A 17,727-nucleotide genomic window follows, 5' to 3' on the forward strand; every position below is an offset into this window, starting at 1 on the left:
TTTTATTCGTTTCGTAGAATAGGGTCGGGCCAACCACACTTATTGTAAAGAATACTAGGTTCTCACTCCGCCGCATCACTCCCCAACCGGTTCAGCGCCCGCGTCATCAACGCCCGCAATTTTGCTGGCCGGAGTGGTTTATTCAGCAACGAGAATCCCTGCTCCGCTATCAGGTCGGCGGTTTCAGTTGAGCGGTCAGCAGTGATTATGACGCCCGGCACGTTAACGCCGTGAACATCGCGGAGCCGCATTAAGACATCAAGGCCGGTCTGGCCGGAATCAAGGTGGTAATCGGCAAGGATGATGTCCGGGGCAAAGGGGGCTTTGCCGTCAATTGTCTTGGTCAGGACGTCTTCGGCGGCGGTGCCTGACTGGGCCGTTGCCACAACGCAATCCCAGTTTTTCAGCATTGCACGCATGCCATCGAGGATATCGGGTTCGTTATCCATGCACAGCACACGAAGTCCGCCCAATTCGCCGGCCATGCGGCGTTTGGGTTTGGGGGTCGCGGCGGTATCGGCAACGCCAAGTGGCACGTCCACCGAGAAGACTGTGCCACGTCCGGGGCGGGAGCGTACCGAGATCGTATGACCAAGCGACTTGCCAAGACGGTCCACAATCGCAAGGCCAAGGCCAAGCCCCTTTACATCCGTGGTTTCCGGGCCTTCAAGACGATGGAATTCGCGGAAGATGATTTTCAGTTTGTCTTCGGGGATGCCCGGCCCGCTATCCCAGACTTCGAGTTTCAGTGTATCGCCGCGCACACGGCATCCGACCACCGCCCCGCCGGTGCGGGTATAGCGCATGGCGTTGGATATGAAGTTCTGCAGGATACGCCTAAGCAAGCGACTGTCACTGCGCACCCAAAGATCGCGCTTATAGACCTTGAAGCTAAGCCCCGCATTTTCGGCAATCGGGCCAAATTCGGTTTCAAGTGCGCCCAGCACATCATTAATGGCAAAGTCACGAATGGTCGGCTGCATCGCGCCTGCATCGAGCTTGCAGATATCAAGCAGTTCATTGAGCAGTTCCTCAACCCCCTTTAATGACAAATCAACCTTGCCGACCAGATCAAGCACGTCTTCAGCCAGACCCTGCTTGCCACCCAAGGCGACCGTGAACAGACGCGCAGCATTTAGTGGTTGCAGCAGATCATGGCTGGCGGCGGCAAAGAAGCGGGTTTTGGTGTCATTGGCGGTTTCGGCCTGTTCCTTGGCGTCTGACAGTTCGGAATTAAGCACCTCAAGCGCGTGGGTCCGTTCGGTCACGCGCGCTTCAAGGCCTTCGTTGGCTTCCTTAAGCGCCTTTTCGGCCGTCTTGCGTTCGGTGATGTCGTGGTAAATGCAGAAATAGCCAAGCACTGCGCCGGTTTCGTCAAAGTGCGGGATATAGGTGCCTTCGGCATAGCGGCCTTCGCGCACGCCCTGGATACCGCGTTCGTCATTGCGATTGCGCGTGATCGCCGGAAATTCGATTTCAAAGCTTTGTCGATATCCCTGCAGGACCAGATCAATCATCGGGGCGAGATGAACAAAACGTTCCTCGCCCACCGCTTCGCGGACCGACATGCCGTGTGCCTCGACGCGCCGCAGGCCAAACATCCGTTCATAAGGCCGGTTGGTAAAGCGCAGGCGCTGATTTTTATCGGCATAGGCGATCATCACCGGAATATTATCGGTATAAATCCGAATGTTGCGTTCGCTTTCGCGGAGCGCCTCTTCGGTGCGCACGCGCGCGGTGATATCGGCAATGGTGGCAACAAACCCGCCATCAGGCATCGGGTTGGTCCGCACTTCAAGCACCATGCCATCAGCACGTTTGCGTTCATAGGTATGGGGCAAGCGGCGCATCTGCGGGGCGGCATTCCGGCCCAGCAAGATATCAATATCAACCGCCCGGTTGCCGTTTTCTCGGCAAATATGAACCAGTTCGGACAGGGGCAAGGTCACCTGAATGTCACTGGTGGAAATGCCCAGCAAATCAATAAAACGGTGGTTCCAAGTCGCAAGCCTGAGGTTCTGGTCAAACACCCCCACCCCTTGAGAGATGTTTTCAAGCGTATTGAGCAAAAGATCACGGTTGAACTTGATCGCCTCGGAGGCTTCGTCAAGCAGTTCCATCGCATCACGGCGTGATACCGCCTTGTCAGGCAGCAACAGCGCCATGACCACCCGCGAAGATGCCGCCCCCACCGCACCGGACAACAGATGTTCGGTAAAGTTCGCGGCATCGACATCGGCAATATCGGATCGTTTGGTTTCGCCGTCACGCGATTGCAAATAATTGCGAAAGGCGCGCTGCGCCCAGTGTTTGCCAAGAAACCGTGCGGCAAGGTCTTCAAGGTCGCCAAGGGTCACCCGCCCCGGCCATGTATCATTGCGCGCCTTGGTGTCCTTGCGCCAGATATCGACAAAAACCTGTGCCTGACGGCGTTGGGTAACGCCCTGCACCCCAACGGCAGAACCGACAAACATCAACACAAAATTCATGCCAAGCGACCAGACCACCCCATGGGTCAGATGATCTTCGATCCCGACCCCCAAAAGGGCTTGGGGGTTCAGAATGCCAATGCCAAACGGCCCATTGACCAGGATCGACGGCGGTAACAACCCACCCTGCACAAAGGCCGGCACCAGCAGCGTATAACCCCACAACACAAAGCCCGATATCAGGCCAAGCCGAACCCCGGTGCGATTGATGTTTTTAAGGTAGATCGCGGCCAGAACCGCCGGGCCAAATTGCGCCATGGCCGCAAAGGACAACATGCCAATATCGGCAAGCGCATAGTTATCGGCCAAAAACCGATAGAACCCATAGGCCAGAAACAAAATCAGGATCACGGCCGCCCGGCGGATTTTCAGCAGCACCTGACTGACATCGCCCGACATGCGTTTTTGCAAGCGTTCCGAACGCAGCAAAAGCGGCATCACCAGATCATTACATACCATGGTCGATACCGCGACACAGGACACAATCACCATCCCGGTACTGGCCGACAACCCACCAATAAAGGCCACAACAGCCAGCCAGTTCTGTTCGCCAAGCAGCGGCAGAGTCAGAACAAATGTATCGGGATTGACCGTCGGGTCATCGCCAAACATGAAAAGCCCGGCAATCGCAATCGGCACCACAAAGATATTGATCGCAATCAGATAGGCCGGAAACAGCCAGCGCGCACTGATCAGGTTGCGGCTGTCATCGTTTTCAACAAAGGTCACATGGAACTGACGCGGCAGACAGAAAATGGCAAACCCCGCCAACAGGGTCGCAACAAAGAAGTTCGATGTCAGCCATGTATCGGGAATGAACATTTGCCGTACGGTCGGGTCGGCCATCGCCCGGTTGTTGATATCAACAAACCCGTCAAACATGCCGTAAACGACAAAGAACCCGACCATCAAAAGGGCGGCAAGCTTAACCAGGCTTTCAAACGCAACTGCAAGGATAAGGCCATCATGATGTTCGGACGCATGGATATAGCGCACCCCGAACAGGATCGCGAAGGCCGCCATCAGGATGGTAACGTAAAACGCGGTATCCTTTGAAAAATGGTCTTCGGAATGACGCACAACCTGCTGCCCAAGATCACCGATCAGCACATCAAATGAAAGCGAAACGGCTTTGAGCTGCAGCGAAATATAGGCCAGAACCCCGACCACCGCGATCAGGGCAACCAAAGCCGCCAGACTTTGGCTTTTGCCATAGCGCGACCCCAGGAAATCAGCGATCGAGGTGATGTTTTGCTTGTGACAGACCCGCGCGATTTTGGTCATGACGCCAAAACCGAAAATCATCATCAGGATCGGGCCGATATAAATCGGCAGGAACGCCCACCCCCCGGTGGCCGCCGACCCGACCGAGCCAAAGAACGTCCAACTGGTACAATAAACCGCCATCGACAGGGCATAGATCGTCGGTTTAAGCCGGGATCCGCGCCATTGATCGGCATATTTGTCGCCATAATGGGCAATGGCAAACAAAAGCCCGATATAGGCCATGGCAACAATAAAGATCAGTCCGCCCTGAAGCATCGACGCAAACGCCCTTGTTTTCGCCGCCTGTCGAGGCGGTCACAATTATCTATTATCTGGGACTATACCACGGCGACCATATTGTCTAAAACGACGCAAATCTCGTTGCGACCAAAGACCAAGGATAGAGTGGTTCAAATGGCTTCTGATTATGGCTTTTACGCCGGTATCTTGCGCTTTGTTGCCAAGAAAACCGAAACCGAAGATCCGGAAATCCGCGTCATGATGGGCCATCTGGCCGGTATTTCCGACGCGATTGAACAAGCCGGCCGTTTCATGGTCGAACGCAACAATTGCGAAAGTGCCGCGCGCGCATTCGCCGGTGTTGCCAAGTTCCTGCAGGAACGCATCCTGCCAGAGGCCCTAAATGCCGGAAACGAAGGTGCTGTCGAGCAGCTTAAATGGGCAATTGAAACATCGCTGGTGCTGGCTGCTGAACTGGTCAAACGTGCTGCCAACGAAGAGCTTAAAGATCAGAACAACTTCACCTTTGATTTGCCCGCAGCACCGAACGCCCCGACCGTGCACTAATACCGGCGTCATGGCGACATAGCCCAATACCACAAAAGGCCGACACCCGAGGGTGCCGGCCTTTGTCATTTGATGGGCCTTACGGCTTAGGAATTGCGATTGGCAAAGACATTTGCGCGCTGGTTTAGCGCGGTTGCCTCGAATTCCTTGCCATAGGGGGCGGCCTTTTTGGCAAACTCCATCAGCGATGCATAGATGCGGCCATTCAGATCATTTTGACCTGCGATCTCTTCGACCGCGTCCTTGGCGGCACCGGCAAAGGCATTGATCAGATCATCATTGAAGTGACGGATCTCGGTGCCTTTTTCAAGGATCGCCTGATAGGACTGAACGTTGTTAAAGGTAAAGTCCGACAGGGTCTGTTCGACATTGGCCTGTGCGGCAACTGCAACGATTTCCTGCAGGTCTTCGGGCAGTTCGGCGAACTTGTCCTTGTTGATGAAGACTTCGATGCCCGAACCCGGTTCAGCGAATGCCGGGGTGTAGTAATATTTGGCAACCGATGCCAGACCAAAGGCATAATCGTTCCACGGGCCAACCCATTCGGCTGCATCAATTGCGCCCGACTGCAAGCTTGGCAGGATTTCAGACGCCGGCAGCAGCGACGGGGTTGCCCCCAGACGACGCATGGCTTCGCCGCCGATACCCGCATAGCGGACTTTAAGACCCTGAAGGTCTTCAACAGAATTGATTTCCTTGTTGAACCAACCACCGGCCTGAAGACCGGTATTGCCTGCCAGGAACGGCTTTACGTTGAACTGGGCATACAGTTCGTCCCAAAGCGCCTGACCACCGCCAAAGCGCAGCCAACCGGAAAGTTCCCATGCCATCAAACCAAACGGAATGGTGGTAAAGAAGGAAACAGCCGGATCCTTGCCAAACCAGTAGTACGGCGTTGCATGCGCCAGATCGGCAACACCCTGTTCAACCGCATCCATGCATTCAAGGGCCGGGACGAGTTCACCTGCACCATAAACAGTGATGTTGAGGCGACCGCCCGACATCTTGTTCACACGCTTGGCAAACAGTTCACCATTGGCCCCAAGACCCGGGGTACCTTTTGGCCAGGGCATGACCATACGCCAATTGATGGAATCACTGGCTTTGACGATGGACGGTGCAGCGGCTGTGGCGGCAAATGCACCGGCAGCAACACCTGCACTGCTCAGAAAATCACGACGTTTCATTGTGGGGCTCCCAATTCGGTATTGGTAAAATTTTGCGTCAAAATATCACGAAGGTAATTTCGTAACTCTGCATGGGCGTGAAGTTACGGTTTTTGGCGCACCCAACAATTCATGATTGCGGGATGCTGCATCGCACGGACTGCATGACATCGACATTTCATCAACAAATCTTCACCTTATGGTTCAAGCCCCCCTTCCCACTCCCAAAAACAAAAAGGGACCGCCCGAAGGCAGTCCCTGATCACCGTGCGAACCCGATGGGTTCGAATAGTTGTTGTCTGGCTTAGTAGCCCCAGACCTTTGCACGGTGCAGAAGGCCGGTTGCTTCGAACTCCTTGCCGTAACGTGCGGCTTTTTTGACCAGATCGAGATAGCTTTCGGCAATCCGGCCTGCCAGATCGTTCTGAGCAGCAATTTCATCAACAGCAGCCTTGGAGTGTTCGGCAAGCGCCATGATGACTTCATCAGGGAACTGACGAACTTCAACACCCTTGTCGATCAGCGGCTGATAGGACTGCAGGTTATTGAAGGTAAAGTCAGCCAGCGTGTTTTCAGCAATCGCCTGGGCTGCAAAGCGAATGATCGCCTGCAGGTCCGGTGACAGCGCATCGAACTTGTCTTTGCCGATAAAGATTTCAAGCCCCGGTCCCGGCTCGTGGAAGGCCGGGGTGTAGTAGTATTTGGCAACCTGATACAGACCAAATGCCAGATCGTTCCATGGGCCAACCCATTCGGCTGCGTCAATCGCACCCGACTGCATGGCCGGCAGAATTTCGCCCGGCGGGATCATGGTGGCATTGGCACCGGCACGACGCATTGCTTCGCCGCCAAGACCGGCATAACGCATTTTCAGGCCCTGCAGGTCATCAAGGGAATTGATTTCCTTGTTAAACCAACCGCCCGCCTGCATGCCGGAGTTACCGGCATAGAACGGCACAACATTGAATTCTGCGTAGGCTTCTTCCCACAATTTCTGACCATCGCCAAAGCGCAGCCAGCTTGAAAGTTCCCACGCGGTCAGACCGAACGGAATGGTCGAAAAGAAGTTAAGCGCCGGGTTTTTGCCCTGCCAGTAATACGGGGTGCCGTGCGCCATTTCGACCACGCCCTGCTCGACCGCATCCATGCATTCAAACGGCGGCACAAGTTCGCCAGCGCCATAAACAGTGATGTTCAGGCGGCCATTTGACATTTCCTTGACCATACCGGCGAATTTTTCGGCATTGGTGCCAAGGCCCGGCGTGCCTTTCGGCCACGGCATGACCATGCGCCAATTCATGGTTTCCTGTGCGGATACAACGGCAGGTGCTGCAACCGATGCGGCAACCGCACCGGCACCCATACCTGCCCCTTTTAGGAACTGACGACGTTTCATTTAGACCCCCTTTTGAATTCTTGTGTGTTGGTGGATTTTTGCGCAACCACCAATCTCGAAGGGGGATTTTGGCCAAAACAGCCGTCATTTTCCACTAATTTTGCTGTACTCGCGAAATATTTTTCTCTGACGCTACGGAATGCTGATGTCCGGGCAAATTCTGCGTCAGGATGACGTCAGGTAGTGATTGTAATCGGCCACAAACTGTTCAACCGTCCCGGCCCCCTGTGGGGTGTTGTAATATTGCTTCCAGTATTGGGCGAGCGCATTGACATCATTTGGGTCGGTCGGCATTGCCGTCGGAGCGCGATAATAGCGGATACGACACAGCGCGGTTGCATAGGCCAGATTGGTCGCCAATTGTTTTTCCTTGTCGGGCGTGCCATCTGATTGGGTTGGCTGGGGGGCCAGAAAGCCGTCCACCTTGGCCTTCAGATCTGCGCGGTAATCGAGATAGTTGGCATAGCAATCATGCAAGGTAGCGGGTTCCATTTGGAAAATTCCAAGAGCCGGGCCACCGCCGACCTGTTCGATGTAATCGCCCAGATGACTTTCATGGGCGGCCGTCCCCATGATCAGGTTTTCGGCAACATCCTTTGCGGGAAGTTGCAGGGCGGCCAGAACCGGCTGAACAACAAGCTTTCTGAGCTGCGTAGCATTGATGGGCATCATCGCCTCCATTTTCTCATAAGGGATCGTCTTGCTATGACGCAGCCAAACCGAACTTGAGAAAAAATATCCCGCAAAGCGCCCCTTCCCCATCAATAGAGCCCCCCTTCCTTATAGGCTCCTCTCCTTACAGGGGCGAAAACATATACATACGCATAGTTTTACGGATGTATTCCATGCCAACCTAAAGTCCAGAGGCTTGTTTTTGCCCTGAAATCACGTGCCGACATTTTGGAGGACACTTTGAGCATACATCCGGAATTAAAACGCCGTCTTGACTTCATCGGGCTCGACGATGCGAAAATCAAACAGCTTAAACGGGCCTGGCCGGTGATTGAAAAGCACCTGCCATCGATGTTGGACGAGTTTTACCGGCGCGTGATGAGTGACCCTGCCCTGGCCAGGATTATCGGCGATCCGTCAAACATCGAAAGTTTGAAAAATGCCCAGCGCAACCATTGGGCAAAACTGTTTGATGGCGCATTTGACCAGTCGTTCTATGACGATGTCCGGCGGATCGGCAAAGCCCATGAACGTATCGGCCTGACCCCGGAATCCTATGTGTCGGCCTATAACTTCATGCTGGGCGAAATCACCACTGTTCTGTGCAAAAACTTCGCACGAGACTCAAAGCTTTCGACGATGCTGGTTGGTAGCACCAATGCCCTGCTGATTGATGTCGAAATGGCGATCACGGTGTATTACGAAGAAACCGAGAAAACCTATGCCCGCAAACTTCAGGATATGTCGCAGGAGTTTGAAACAACCATCGGGACGGTGGTATCGGCTGTGGCAAGTTCCGCAGAAGACATGTCACATGCCTCTGACACGCTGATGTCAAGCATACAAGAAACCCAAAGCGAGGTTGAAAAAGCCCGTGGGGCAGCAGAACTGTCAGCCGACAATGCCACAACCGTGGCCGGTGCGGCCGAAGAACTTGACGGTTCCATTCGTGAAATATCAAGTCAGGTATCGCGGGCTTCGACCATCTCGACCGAAGTCGAAGATTCCGTTCGCCAAACATCCGATACCATCGAGACCCTGAACACAGCCGCCGAACAGATCGGCACTGTGGTGGACCTGATCGACAAAATCGCAAGCCAAACCAATCTTCTGGCACTCAATGCAACGATTGAGGCGGCGCGCGCAGGCGAAGCGGGCAAAGGGTTTGCCGTGGTCGCAAGCGAGGTCAAAAATCTGGCCAATCAGACAGCCAAGGCTACCGGCGACATTACCGAACAAATCAACAATGTGCAGCAAAGCACCGTGGCCGCCGTAAACGCTATTCACAGCGTTGCCGGACAAATCAGCAATATCGTGGATTCCGTAACCGCGATTTCCGCAGCCGTTGAACAGCAGGCCGCAGCCACCACCGAAATCAGCGGCAACATCAATGCCGTGTCGTCAGCAAATCAGGACGTTAATCACAGCCTTGAAACCGTGAATGGCACGGCCACGCGAACCGGTTCGGTGGCGTCAAATGTGCTTGAAGCATCCCAGAAGCTTAAACAGAACTCCGAACGGCTTCGTACTGATGTCGATGCCTTCATCACCAAACTGACGTCATAGAAACAACAGGATCGCCCCGTCCACCAAACGAGCCTAGCGGTCGCGTGCTTCGGACGGGGTGATGCCGAAAACGCGTTTGAACGCTGTGGCAAAATTGGCCGGGCTTTTATATCCGGCCATCCAGGCGGCCTGGGCGATCGTGATGCCATCTTTTTCCATGGCATCACGCGCAGCAACCAGACGGCTTTCGCGAATGAAATCTTTTACCGTCATGCCATAGGCATCCTTGAAGATGCGCTGCATGCTGGCAACACTGATCCCGATGGCAGTTGCGATCGTTGACAAGGTTTGCTGATCGGGCGCGCTTTCGAGAATGTAATTGCGAATTTCGCGGGCACGATAATGACGATCAAGTGCGTCCGGTTCCGATACTTCCTGTGCGACCAATGTGTTCGCAGTACTGCTTTGGATGGCTGACAGGGCCTCGGCCAGAATTTCAAGACCGCGGCTTTCTTCATAGAGTTCGCGCACAATCGGGTCGGATGCATGCGGATAAATCAGCTGATCGGCCAGGGCAAGAACCCGGCGCGACGGCTGCCAGGATCGCACAGAGGTACCGGATGTGAAGAAATCCATGATTTCGCGGTACCGCGCTGGCGACTTTCCCAACAATTGCTGCACAACCCAGTCATAGTGCGCAGAGATCATCACCTTGCTGATCTCACTGCCTTTGTGGATGTAGCGGCGCACCATGGATGGGCGCGGCACTGCCCAGATAAAACCGACAGGATGATCGCGGGCATCAAGATCAATGGGCACACCATCAAAGTCGGCCTGCAGGCGCCCCTTCAACACGATGGCGACCTTGACCGCCGCCCCGACCTCGTAACTGGCAACCGCGTCCTTCATTTCCATCGTGTCTGATGTGTGAATATCAAGAAATGACGGCGTGTCGCTAAAGGACATGCGTCCACTCATTAGTGATCCCCTGCCGGACAGCGGACCTGCTGTGCCGCTGACACGGGTTCCCAGTTCTTCTAGCTGGCTCCTGGTAATAGAGTCACGCCGCGTTACCTGTCGGTGCGCTGTTACCCCCACAAACCTCTCCTGAGTTTTGATCTTCCAAAGCATCATTGGACAAACGCGCAAATGGCATCGGATGGCCGTTGCGCAAACATGCTGACGATTTCGCAAACATATCCGGCGATCTGGCAAACATCATTCCTGTTGCCTTCCTGCGTCAGAAAATAATACTCACAATCATTCTCATTTGCAAATTTAATTCTCAGGGAACAGACATGCCACAATCACCCTCGCAAATCTCATCCCCACGGGTCAGCAGCTTGCTGTGCTCTACCCTGCTTGCAGGTGTTGCTCTTTCGGTTTTGCCGACCGTCGCACTTGCCCAGACGGCAGACACTGATGAAACTGAAACGGTCACCCAGCCCATCGAAGTTACGGCATCGGCCGGGGCCGCATCGGGGCTTGCAGGTGGTGTTTCGATTGATCAGGAAGAAATTGATCGTCAGAACCCGCAAACCATCAAGGATGTGTTTGCAAACGAACCGTCGGTGCAATCGGGTGGCCCAACTGCGATCTCGCAAAAGGTCTATATTCAGGGCATTGAGAACACCAAGCTTAATGTACAGGTTGATGGTACGCGTCAGGTTGATTCAACCTTCCATCACATTGGCACGGCCATTATTGATCCGGCCATGCTGAAATCGGTCGACGTCGAGTCCGGCGTTTCACCAGCAGATGCGGGCCCGAACGCGCTTGGCGGTTCGATGTTCTATGAAACCCGTGATGCCCGCGACATCCTTGAAAATGGCGAGTCATTTGGTGGCTGGGCAAAGCTGCAATACAACTCAAACACCCAAGGTTTTGCTGAATGGCTGACCCTTGCCGGGCAACACGAAAACGTCGAGGCACTGGCATACATCAAGAACAGCAATCAGGGGAACTACGAGGATGGTGACGGCAACGAAGTCACCGGCACCGCCGACGGCAGCGAAAGCGGTCTGGGCAAGCTTGCCTTTACCGGAAATGACGGTGGCCGCTTCGAAGTATTCGCCAGCCACCTTGTCGACGAAGGTGTCCGCCCGGTACGCCCAAACTTTGCATCCCTTCCGGGCAGAACCACCCAACCGCAATGGCTTTCCTATACCGATACGTCAGTTGGCATCAGCTATGTTGATGAAATGCCAACGGACATGCTCGCACCAGAGTTCAGCCTGAATTACAGCAAAACCCATCTTGATGTACCGAAGCTTGACGACACCACGCACATTGAATCGGAAATTGAAACCCTGAACGGCAAGGCTGCAAACACCTTTGACGTTGGCATGGGCGATTTGACAGCCGGTGTAGACTTCTATCACGATGAAGCCACCGGCGGCGGCGACACTGCGCGTTCTGCGGGTCAAGCAGGTCGCTTTACAGAGACATCAACTAATATTGGTGTTTTCTCTCAGGCGCGGTTGTCACTGACTGATCGTTGGCGCGTTTCGTTTGGCGGTCGTGGCGATCAGCAGTGGTTTGAAGGCATCGACGGCACCGATTTCAGCGAATTCGGCCTGAGTGGTAATGCCAATACCGAATTTGACGTGACTGATAACGTCATGGCCTATGGCGGTTTCGGCACGACGTTTGGTGGCCTGCCACTTGGTGAATCGGCGATCTACAACTATTCCGCCATCTGGGATTACACCGGCTTTAGCCCATCGCGGTCATACAATGCGAAACTGGGGTCGCGCGTCACGTTGCAGGATTGGGCATTTGACGGAAATCTGTTCTACAACCTGATTGACGAATCTCATGATCTGTCGACGTCAGATCGAAATACCACCGTCGATCTCGATACACGTGGCGTGAATCTGTCAGCGACTTATACCTATGGTCCGGGATATGTCCGGGCGGGCTATACGCATACCAATGTCAAATCGGATGGCGCTGTCCCTGTCAGTACATCAGCTTCTTATCAAGGTGTGATTGTTGGTGACATCATCAATATTGATGCTGCACACAGCTTTGACGCCTATGGCGTACGCGTCGGAGGCAACTCAGAACTGGCATTGTCTGATGATAGCCCTGAGGACAACGGCAGCGACGAACTCGATACTTACTTTGTCGCCAACCTCTATGCCGAGTGGGTACCTGACACCTTGAACAACGCCGTTACCCTGCGCGTTGATGCCCTGAACATCTTTGATCGTGATTATGTCGCCCGCACCACAACGGGTTACGACAACAGCAATGTTGAGCCGTATCACGAACCGGGTCGGACTTTCCTGGTATCGGCAAAAGTTGATTTCTAAGGCGCAAGCGCACCACAGATTTGAATTCGAAATGGGCGGCACAATGCGTGCTGCCCGTTTCGTCATTTCAACATGTGCTTCGCAATAATCACCCGTCAAAAGACAAGCCCGCAGAACGAGAGATCATATTGATGTTTACCACAAAGGGATCGGTTAAAACCGGCAATGCTGCCAAATACCTTGTGCAGATGTGCAAGCATTTTGCCCATAAGGTCGAGGTGGATTTGGGCGAAACCCGCGGGGATGTAAGCTTTCCCATGGGACCATGCGTTATCATCGCCCTGGACGATCAGCTTACCATTGAAGCAAAATCGCACAAGGCCGAAGGCATCGAGAAAATAAAGGGCATTATCATTGTTCATCTTGATAAATTTGCCTGGCGCGAAGCGCCGCTTGACTATCACTGGGATGATGGACAAGAGCAGCCCTGAAACACACGCCAGCCTCTCCGGGCTGGCGTTTTGCGTTCTGTTCTAGTTCAGCTTGTAGGTGACCGGCACGATCCACTCAACTCTGTCTTCGGTCATCGCATCGGGGAACGGCGGAAACTTTTTGACTCGCTCAATCATCCGCTGGGTTTCACGATCAAGGATGCTTGCCCCGCTCGACGTCACCATGGTGGCTTCAAGCACGGTGCCATCACGGTCAATGACAAGCCGAATACGGTTCACGCCTTCGATCTTTCGGCGTATGGCGCGTTCGGGATATTCGCGAAAGCGCGAAAGCATCTGCAAGACAGACGTTTCGTAATCGACCATGGCGGCCTTACTTGCCGCCCCGCCACCACTGCCACTTGACGAACTTGCCGCCTGACTTTGGGTGTTTTCGCCTGTTGCCCCCTCGGACTTGACAGAATTGCTCTGCCCTGCTGGCTGCGTCGTCGGTTTGGGGGCTTGTTTGACTGGTTCAGCGACCTTGGTTGGTGCTGGCGCCACGGGTTTGGCGACAGGTGGTTTTGGTTTCGTACGTACCGTCAGAACTTCGGCCAATTGCTGTACGACGACCGGTTCTGGTTCAGGCTTCGGCTCTGGCTTCGGTTCAGGCTTTTCCACAACGATCGGCTCGGGCACCGGCTCTGGCTCGACCTCGACAACTTCGGGTTCTGGTAAAGGCTCAGGGACTGGTTCCGGTTCGGGCTGTTCCTTGACCACTTCCGGCTCGGGTTCGGGTTCTGGTTCTGGTTCTGGTTCTGGTTCTGGTTCTGGTTCTGGCTGCGGTTCTGGCTGCGGTTCGGGTTGGGTGGTTTCCTCGGGTTCATCCTCGGGCTGTTCGGCAACAACGCTGTCAACAGAGGCCGCACTTTGCGCATCGACTTCTGCTTCACCTGTTTCCGCCTGCCCGGCACCCAGCGAAATACTTATGCTTTGCACAGAACCTGCCCCACCCCAGCCGGACGGCTGTGGTTCGGGCATGGCAAGGACAATCCCGCCCGTCAGAAGAAGGCCGGTCAATCCGGTTGCAATCAGAAGGTCGACGCGGTTTGACATACTATTTCTGCTCCGGCTCGATGGCCGTCATGAGCTGGACTTTTTCGACGCCAAGTTCCTGAAGACGCCCAAGCAGGGTAACAACTTTTGCGCCTTCGGTTTCGCGGTCGGCACGGATTTCCACCGGGCGTCCGATATAGTCGGGAGGCAACATTGACGATAATCGATCCAGTCCACCTGTCAGATCATCAATACCGATTTCCCCGTTTGTCCCAAACCAGATCACAATGGTGTCTTCGGGGCGTGCGTCAGCGGTTTGACTTGCAGGTGGCTCGACGTCAAAGGGACCAAGTTTTTGCAGACTTCCAGCGATCATGAAGAAAATCAAAAGCAAGAACACAATATTAATCAGCGGCAACATTGGTTCCTGAACCGGGCCATCTTGGGCAATCTGGATACGGCGTTTCATTCGACAAACTCCACATCCGTCACGCCACCCCGACCAAGTGTGTCCATTACATCAATCAGGCGCTGCAACTGGGCCCCGTTGACCGGACGTAACCGCACCTTTGAACCTGCATGATCACGTAAAAGCGTTGCGGCCAGATTGGAAAGCGAGATCGCATTGCCATTGACCGACAGCCCGCCATTCACATCGACCTCGACCGTGACGGGCCGAACGTCGCTTTGGCTGGTGGAGGCACCATCAGTGATGCTGACCGACATCTCAAAGCCCTTCCAGTCAAGGAAGCTTGAGGCCAGCATAAAGAAGATCAGCAGGATAAAGACAACATCAATCAGCGGAGTCAGACCGATCATCGGTGAAGAACCGCTGTTGCGTTCACGCAGTTGCATGGGACGACTTTCGGAAACGGGTTTCTATTCAGCGGCGTGGCGCAGATCGGAAACGTTCGATGCACGCAAGGGGGCCTTATTGGCAAGTTCGCCACGATTGACCACAAGCGTACAGACATCTTCCATCACGGCAGCGACACGGCCAATCACGCCCTGCATCCACATATGGAATGCCGTCGCCGGGATCGCGACCACCAACCCAATCGCCGTTGTCAGAAGCGCCAGCCAGATGCCGCCAGAAAGCACAGACGGGTCGATACGGCTTCCGGCCCCTTCCATGCGCTGGAAGGCCTCGATCATGCCCATAACGGTCCCCAGAAGCCCCAAAAGCGGGCTCAGCACTGCAATGGCCGACATAATGCGCAGACCACCATTCAAACCATCGATTTCCTTACGCGCACGCGCAGCAATCAAATCCGATGCGGCTTCGCGGTCTTGCGCATTGCCAACTGACAAGGACATGCCCGAAAGACCAATCCGGGCCGCCGGATGACGGCGATGTGCCAGAAGCTCTGCTGCCTGCACCTCATCACCGGATGACAGATGGCGTTCGACATCCTTAACGAAACCATCGGCAAACACACCACGGCGCAGGAAGCCGACCAGTTTATAAAAGAAAACAACAAGCCCGATCAGGGCCATCGCGCCAAGCACCCACCCGACAACACCTGCCTTGTCGATCTGTTCAATCACCGGAAGCGCGGTCAGGCTATCGAAGAAGCCGCCCGACTGGGTACTGGCCAGTGTATCGACAGGAAGACCTGTATCGGGGTCCACCATCACAGTGCCGTCCGCATTTAGGTTTCCGGTCGCAGTGGCATCATTTGCCGGTGCGCCATCAGAAGAAAACGGGGCTTGCGCATCAGTCGATGCGGCCGACGAATTAACTGGGTCAGACATGTAACTTTCCCGATCACTGAATTGATCATCATCAGATGTCCTGCTCTGATGACTTTGAAACTGATTTGCATTCCTTACAGGAAATTACATTGCGATGCAATCGCAACCAATGAAATGCGCAGCTTTTTCGTCGATACCCGCCCCGCGTTGCGCAACGGCCGGTATACAGCTGTTTCAATCGTTTACAGATGATGTGATCGTCGGGAAATACAGCACCAAACCCCAGATATGCAAAACCCCCGGAACTTCTGGGTTCCAGGGGTTTTGAATTGGTGAGCCCGACAGGATTCGAACCTGTGGCCAACTGATTAAAAGTCAGTTGCTCTACCAACTGAGCTACGGGCCCTCAACGTTGGTGAGCGGCGTTTTAATGGCACTGAGGGCATCGGTCAACCCCCCTTTTTACGCGAAAATGCACATCTGCCATGAAAACAGGTCAAATGACGAAAAATTTGCTCAAAACATGCCTTTTGAATTGGCCGCACGCGCACGGCAAAGACCAACCAGCAAGACAACGGGCTTTGTGAAAAAGGGTCAAAATCGGATGGGGAAATTCGGGCAAATAAAAAGCCCCCGAAACCGGCAAGGTTTCAGGGGCTTATTGGTGAGCCCGACAGGATTCGAACCTGTGGCCAACTGATTAAAAGTCAGTTGCTCTACCAACTGAGCTACGGGCCCTCAAGGTTGGTGAAGCGCGTTTTAATGGCACAGGCCCCATCGGTCAACACCTGTTTTCCATATTTTGGTTCTTTTTACGCATTCAGCCCTTAAAACGCGAAAGCCGCCCCACATCGGGACGGCTTTCGGTTGTAAAGGATCGTATTTCGCGATTACTGCGCGTCGGCAGCAACCTGCATTTTGACGATCTGATCTGGGTCAGCAACGCTACCATTGGCCCACGGCGCACCCTTCTTGATCATATCGACATATTCCATGCCTTCGGTCACCTGCCCCCAGATGGTGTACTGACCATCAAGGTGCGGCGCATCGGCAAAGACAATAAAGAACTGGGAATCTGCACTGTTAGGATTGGCCGAACGCGCCATGGAAACACTGCCGCGAACGTGATTCTCGCTGGAGAATTCCGCATCAAGGTTCTGGCCGGAACCGCCGGTGCCATTGCCTTTGGGGTCGCCTGTCTGCGCCATAAACCCTTCGATCACACGATGGAACTTCAATCCATCATAGAACCCTTCACGGGTAAGTTCCTTGATCCGGGCAACGTGATTCGGTGCGAGATCCGGGCGAAGCTGGATCACAACGCGGCCATCTTTCAGATCAAGATAAAGCGTGTTTTCCAGATCCTGAGCGACAGCGTCGTTTCCATTGGACATGGTGATAAATCCTAGTACGAGAGCAATTAGTGAGAATAGACGAATAAGACGCATGGCCTGCGTTATTCCTTTTCTTCTGCCAGCTTTTCGTGCAGTCGGGCAAGCACGTTTGCAGGCACAAATTCAGTGACATCCCCGCCAAGACGGGCGATTTCCTTCACAAAGCGCGAAGAAACAAACTGTTGCTTGTCAGACGCCATCAAAAAGACGGTTTCAACTTCCGGCGACAGTCGGGCGTTCATGCCCGCCATCTGGAACTCATATTCAAAGTCCGATACAGCCCGAAGACCACGGATGATGGTGCTTGATCCGTTTTCCTGGGCAAATTGCATCAAAAGCGATGAAAATGGCTTTACTGAGGTACGGGCGGCAACTTCGCCGCCCGCAGCCTTAAGTGCACCTTCAACCAGTGCACAGCGTTCCTCAACCCCGAACATCGGGCCTTTGCCGGCATTGATCGCAACACCGACAATAAGCTGATCGACGATACGGGTCGCACGACGAATGATATCCATATGCCCTTGGGTTACCGGGTCGAATGTGCCCGGATAAATCCCGATACGCGATACGGTAGAAGACAGGTCAGTCATCG

The 17,727-nt window shown here is 54.2% G+C and carries 15 protein-coding genes and 2 tRNA genes; 4 read left to right on the forward strand and 13 right to left on the reverse strand.

Translation table 11 applies throughout. The annotated features are described in order from the left end of the window. Nucleotides 1–62 precede the first annotated feature (62 nt). Nucleotides 63–4,031, reverse strand: coding sequence for a hybrid sensor histidine kinase/response regulator (locus JF44_RS0102840; protein WP_033067457.1), 3,969 nt, complete (start codon nt 4,029–4,031; stop codon nt 63–65). A 138-nt stretch (nt 4,032–4,169) separates the two neighbouring features. Between JF44_RS0102840 and JF44_RS0102845 the strand changes: the two genes are divergently transcribed. Then, a complete protein-coding gene (locus tag JF44_RS0102845; protein WP_033067458.1) occupies nt 4,170–4,562 on the forward strand; it encodes a hypothetical protein in 393 nt (130 codons plus the stop codon). Nucleotides 4,563–4,648: 86 nt separating this feature from the next. On the opposite strand, the gene JF44_RS0102850 is transcribed toward JF44_RS0102845, so the two are convergent. From JF44_RS0102850 to JF44_RS0102860, 3 genes are all read right to left on the reverse strand, one after another. Next, on the reverse strand, nt 4,649–5,749 hold the full coding sequence (locus JF44_RS0102850) for a TRAP transporter substrate-binding protein (RefSeq protein WP_033067459.1): 1,101 nt from the start codon (nt 5,747–5,749) through the stop codon (nt 4,649–4,651). A 283-nt stretch (nt 5,750–6,032) separates the two neighbouring features. Beyond that, the gene (locus JF44_RS0102855) at nt 6,033–7,124 is read right to left on the reverse strand and encodes a TRAP transporter substrate-binding protein (protein ID WP_033067460.1); all 1,092 of its coding nucleotides are present in this window, start codon (nt 7,122–7,124) and stop codon (nt 6,033–6,035) included. Nucleotides 7,125–7,289: 165 nt separating this feature from the next. Further along, nucleotides 7,290–7,793 (reverse strand): hypothetical protein, encoded by a 504-nt coding sequence (locus JF44_RS0102860; RefSeq protein WP_033067672.1) that lies wholly within the window; start codon nt 7,791–7,793, stop codon nt 7,290–7,292. 243 nt (nt 7,794–8,036) lie between these two features. Between JF44_RS0102860 and JF44_RS0102865 the strand changes: the two genes are divergently transcribed. After that, nucleotides 8,037–9,362 (forward strand): globin-coupled sensor protein, encoded by a 1,326-nt coding sequence (locus JF44_RS0102865; RefSeq protein WP_238318355.1) that lies wholly within the window; start codon nt 8,037–8,039, stop codon nt 9,360–9,362. A 33-nt stretch (nt 9,363–9,395) separates the two neighbouring features. Here the strand turns inward: JF44_RS0102865 and JF44_RS0102870 are convergent, their stop codons facing one another. Further along, the gene (locus JF44_RS0102870; RefSeq protein ID WP_238318356.1) at nt 9,396–10,280 is read right to left on the reverse strand and encodes a helix-turn-helix domain-containing protein; all 885 of its coding nucleotides are present in this window, start codon (nt 10,278–10,280) and stop codon (nt 9,396–9,398) included. 320 nt (nt 10,281–10,600) lie between these two features. On the opposite strand from JF44_RS0102870, the gene JF44_RS0102875 reads away from it, so the two are divergent. Further along, the gene (locus JF44_RS0102875; RefSeq protein ID WP_033067675.1) at nt 10,601–12,619 is read left to right on the forward strand and encodes a TonB-dependent receptor domain-containing protein; all 2,019 of its coding nucleotides are present in this window, start codon (nt 10,601–10,603) and stop codon (nt 12,617–12,619) included. A 131-nt stretch (nt 12,620–12,750) separates the two neighbouring features. After that, nucleotides 12,751–13,050 (forward strand): DUF2218 domain-containing protein, encoded by a 300-nt coding sequence (locus JF44_RS0102880; protein WP_033067676.1) that lies wholly within the window; start codon nt 12,751–12,753, stop codon nt 13,048–13,050. A gap of 42 nt (nt 13,051–13,092) precedes the next feature. Here the strand turns inward: JF44_RS0102880 and JF44_RS0102885 are convergent, their stop codons facing one another. The 8 genes from JF44_RS0102885 to coaD all read right to left on the reverse strand — a co-directional run bounded on the left by JF44_RS0102885 (nt 13,093) and on the right by coaD (nt 17,725). Next, on the reverse strand, nt 13,093–14,106 hold the full coding sequence (locus tag JF44_RS0102885; protein ID WP_033067461.1) for an energy transducer TonB: 1,014 nt from the start codon (nt 14,104–14,106) through the stop codon (nt 13,093–13,095). A 1-nt stretch (nt 14,107) separates the two neighbouring features. Then, a complete protein-coding gene (locus JF44_RS0102890; RefSeq protein ID WP_052065405.1) occupies nt 14,108–14,515 on the reverse strand; it encodes an ExbD/TolR family protein in 408 nt (135 codons plus the stop codon). After that, nucleotides 14,512–14,901: an ExbD/TolR family protein gene (locus tag JF44_RS0102895; protein ID WP_052065407.1), complete on the reverse strand. Its 390-nt coding sequence runs from the start codon at nt 14,899–14,901 to the stop codon at nt 14,512–14,514. The genes JF44_RS0102890 and JF44_RS0102895 overlap by 4 nt, the downstream gene beginning before the upstream one ends. Before the next feature lie 24 nt (nt 14,902–14,925). Further along, nucleotides 14,926–15,801, reverse strand: coding sequence for a MotA/TolQ/ExbB proton channel family protein (locus tag JF44_RS0102900; RefSeq protein ID WP_033067462.1), 876 nt, complete (start codon nt 15,799–15,801; stop codon nt 14,926–14,928). A 270-nt stretch (nt 15,802–16,071) separates the two neighbouring features. Beyond that, nucleotides 16,072–16,147, reverse strand: a tRNA-Lys gene (locus JF44_RS0102905). Between the two features lie 256 nt (nt 16,148–16,403). Next, a tRNA-Lys gene (locus JF44_RS0102910) sits at nt 16,404–16,479 on the reverse strand. Nucleotides 16,480–16,631: 152 nt separating this feature from the next. Beyond that, nucleotides 16,632–17,135, reverse strand: a complete 504-nt coding sequence (locus JF44_RS0102915; RefSeq protein WP_033067463.1) for a peptidylprolyl isomerase — start codon at nt 17,133–17,135, stop codon at nt 16,632–16,634. 62 nt (nt 17,136–17,197) lie between these two features. Further along, the gene (coaD, locus tag JF44_RS0102920) at nt 17,198–17,725 is read right to left on the reverse strand and encodes a pantetheine-phosphate adenylyltransferase (protein ID WP_033067464.1); all 528 of its coding nucleotides are present in this window, start codon (nt 17,723–17,725) and stop codon (nt 17,198–17,200) included. Nucleotides 17,726–17,727: the final 2 nt, after the last annotated feature.

The organism is Thalassospira australica (assembly GCF_000763295.1).
Taxonomy (GTDB): domain Bacteria; phylum Pseudomonadota; class Alphaproteobacteria; order Rhodospirillales; family Thalassospiraceae; genus Thalassospira; species Thalassospira australica.

Coding starts and splice junctions, on each gene's coding strand:
- coaD (WP_033067464.1), bottom strand. CDS start 17,725: ATGACTGACCTGTCTTCTACCGTATCGCGTATCGGGATTTATCCGGGC.
- JF44_RS0102900 (WP_033067462.1), bottom strand. CDS start 15,801: ATGTCTGACCCAGTTAATTCGTCGGCCGCATCGACTGATGCGCAAGCC.
- JF44_RS0102855 (WP_033067460.1), bottom strand. CDS start 7,124: ATGAAACGTCGTCAGTTCCTAAAAGGGGCAGGTATGGGTGCCGGTGCG.
- JF44_RS0102885 (WP_033067461.1), bottom strand. CDS start 14,106: ATGTCAAACCGCGTCGACCTTCTGATTGCAACCGGATTGACCGGCCTT.
- JF44_RS0102890 (WP_052065405.1), bottom strand. CDS start 14,515: ATGAAACGCCGTATCCAGATTGCCCAAGATGGCCCGGTTCAGGAACCA.
- JF44_RS0102875 (WP_033067675.1), top strand. CDS start 10,601: ATGCCACAATCACCCTCGCAAATCTCATCCCCACGGGTCAGCAGCTTG.
- JF44_RS0102880 (WP_033067676.1), top strand. CDS start 12,751: ATGTTTACCACAAAGGGATCGGTTAAAACCGGCAATGCTGCCAAATAC.
- JF44_RS0102845 (WP_033067458.1), top strand. CDS start 4,170: ATGGCTTCTGATTATGGCTTTTACGCCGGTATCTTGCGCTTTGTTGCC.
- JF44_RS0102915 (WP_033067463.1), bottom strand. CDS start 17,135: ATGTCCAATGGAAACGACGCTGTCGCTCAGGATCTGGAAAACACGCTT.
- JF44_RS0102860 (WP_033067672.1), bottom strand. CDS start 7,793: ATGCCCATCAATGCTACGCAGCTCAGAAAGCTTGTTGTTCAGCCGGTT.
- JF44_RS0102870 (WP_238318356.1), bottom strand. CDS start 10,280: ATGAGTGGACGCATGTCCTTTAGCGACACGCCGTCATTTCTTGATATT.
- JF44_RS0102840 (WP_033067457.1), bottom strand. CDS start 4,031: ATGCTTCAGGGCGGACTGATCTTTATTGTTGCCATGGCCTATATCGGG.
- JF44_RS0102850 (WP_033067459.1), bottom strand. CDS start 5,749: ATGAAACGTCGTGATTTTCTGAGCAGTGCAGGTGTTGCTGCCGGTGCA.
- JF44_RS0102895 (WP_052065407.1), bottom strand. CDS start 14,901: ATGCAACTGCGTGAACGCAACAGCGGTTCTTCACCGATGATCGGTCTG.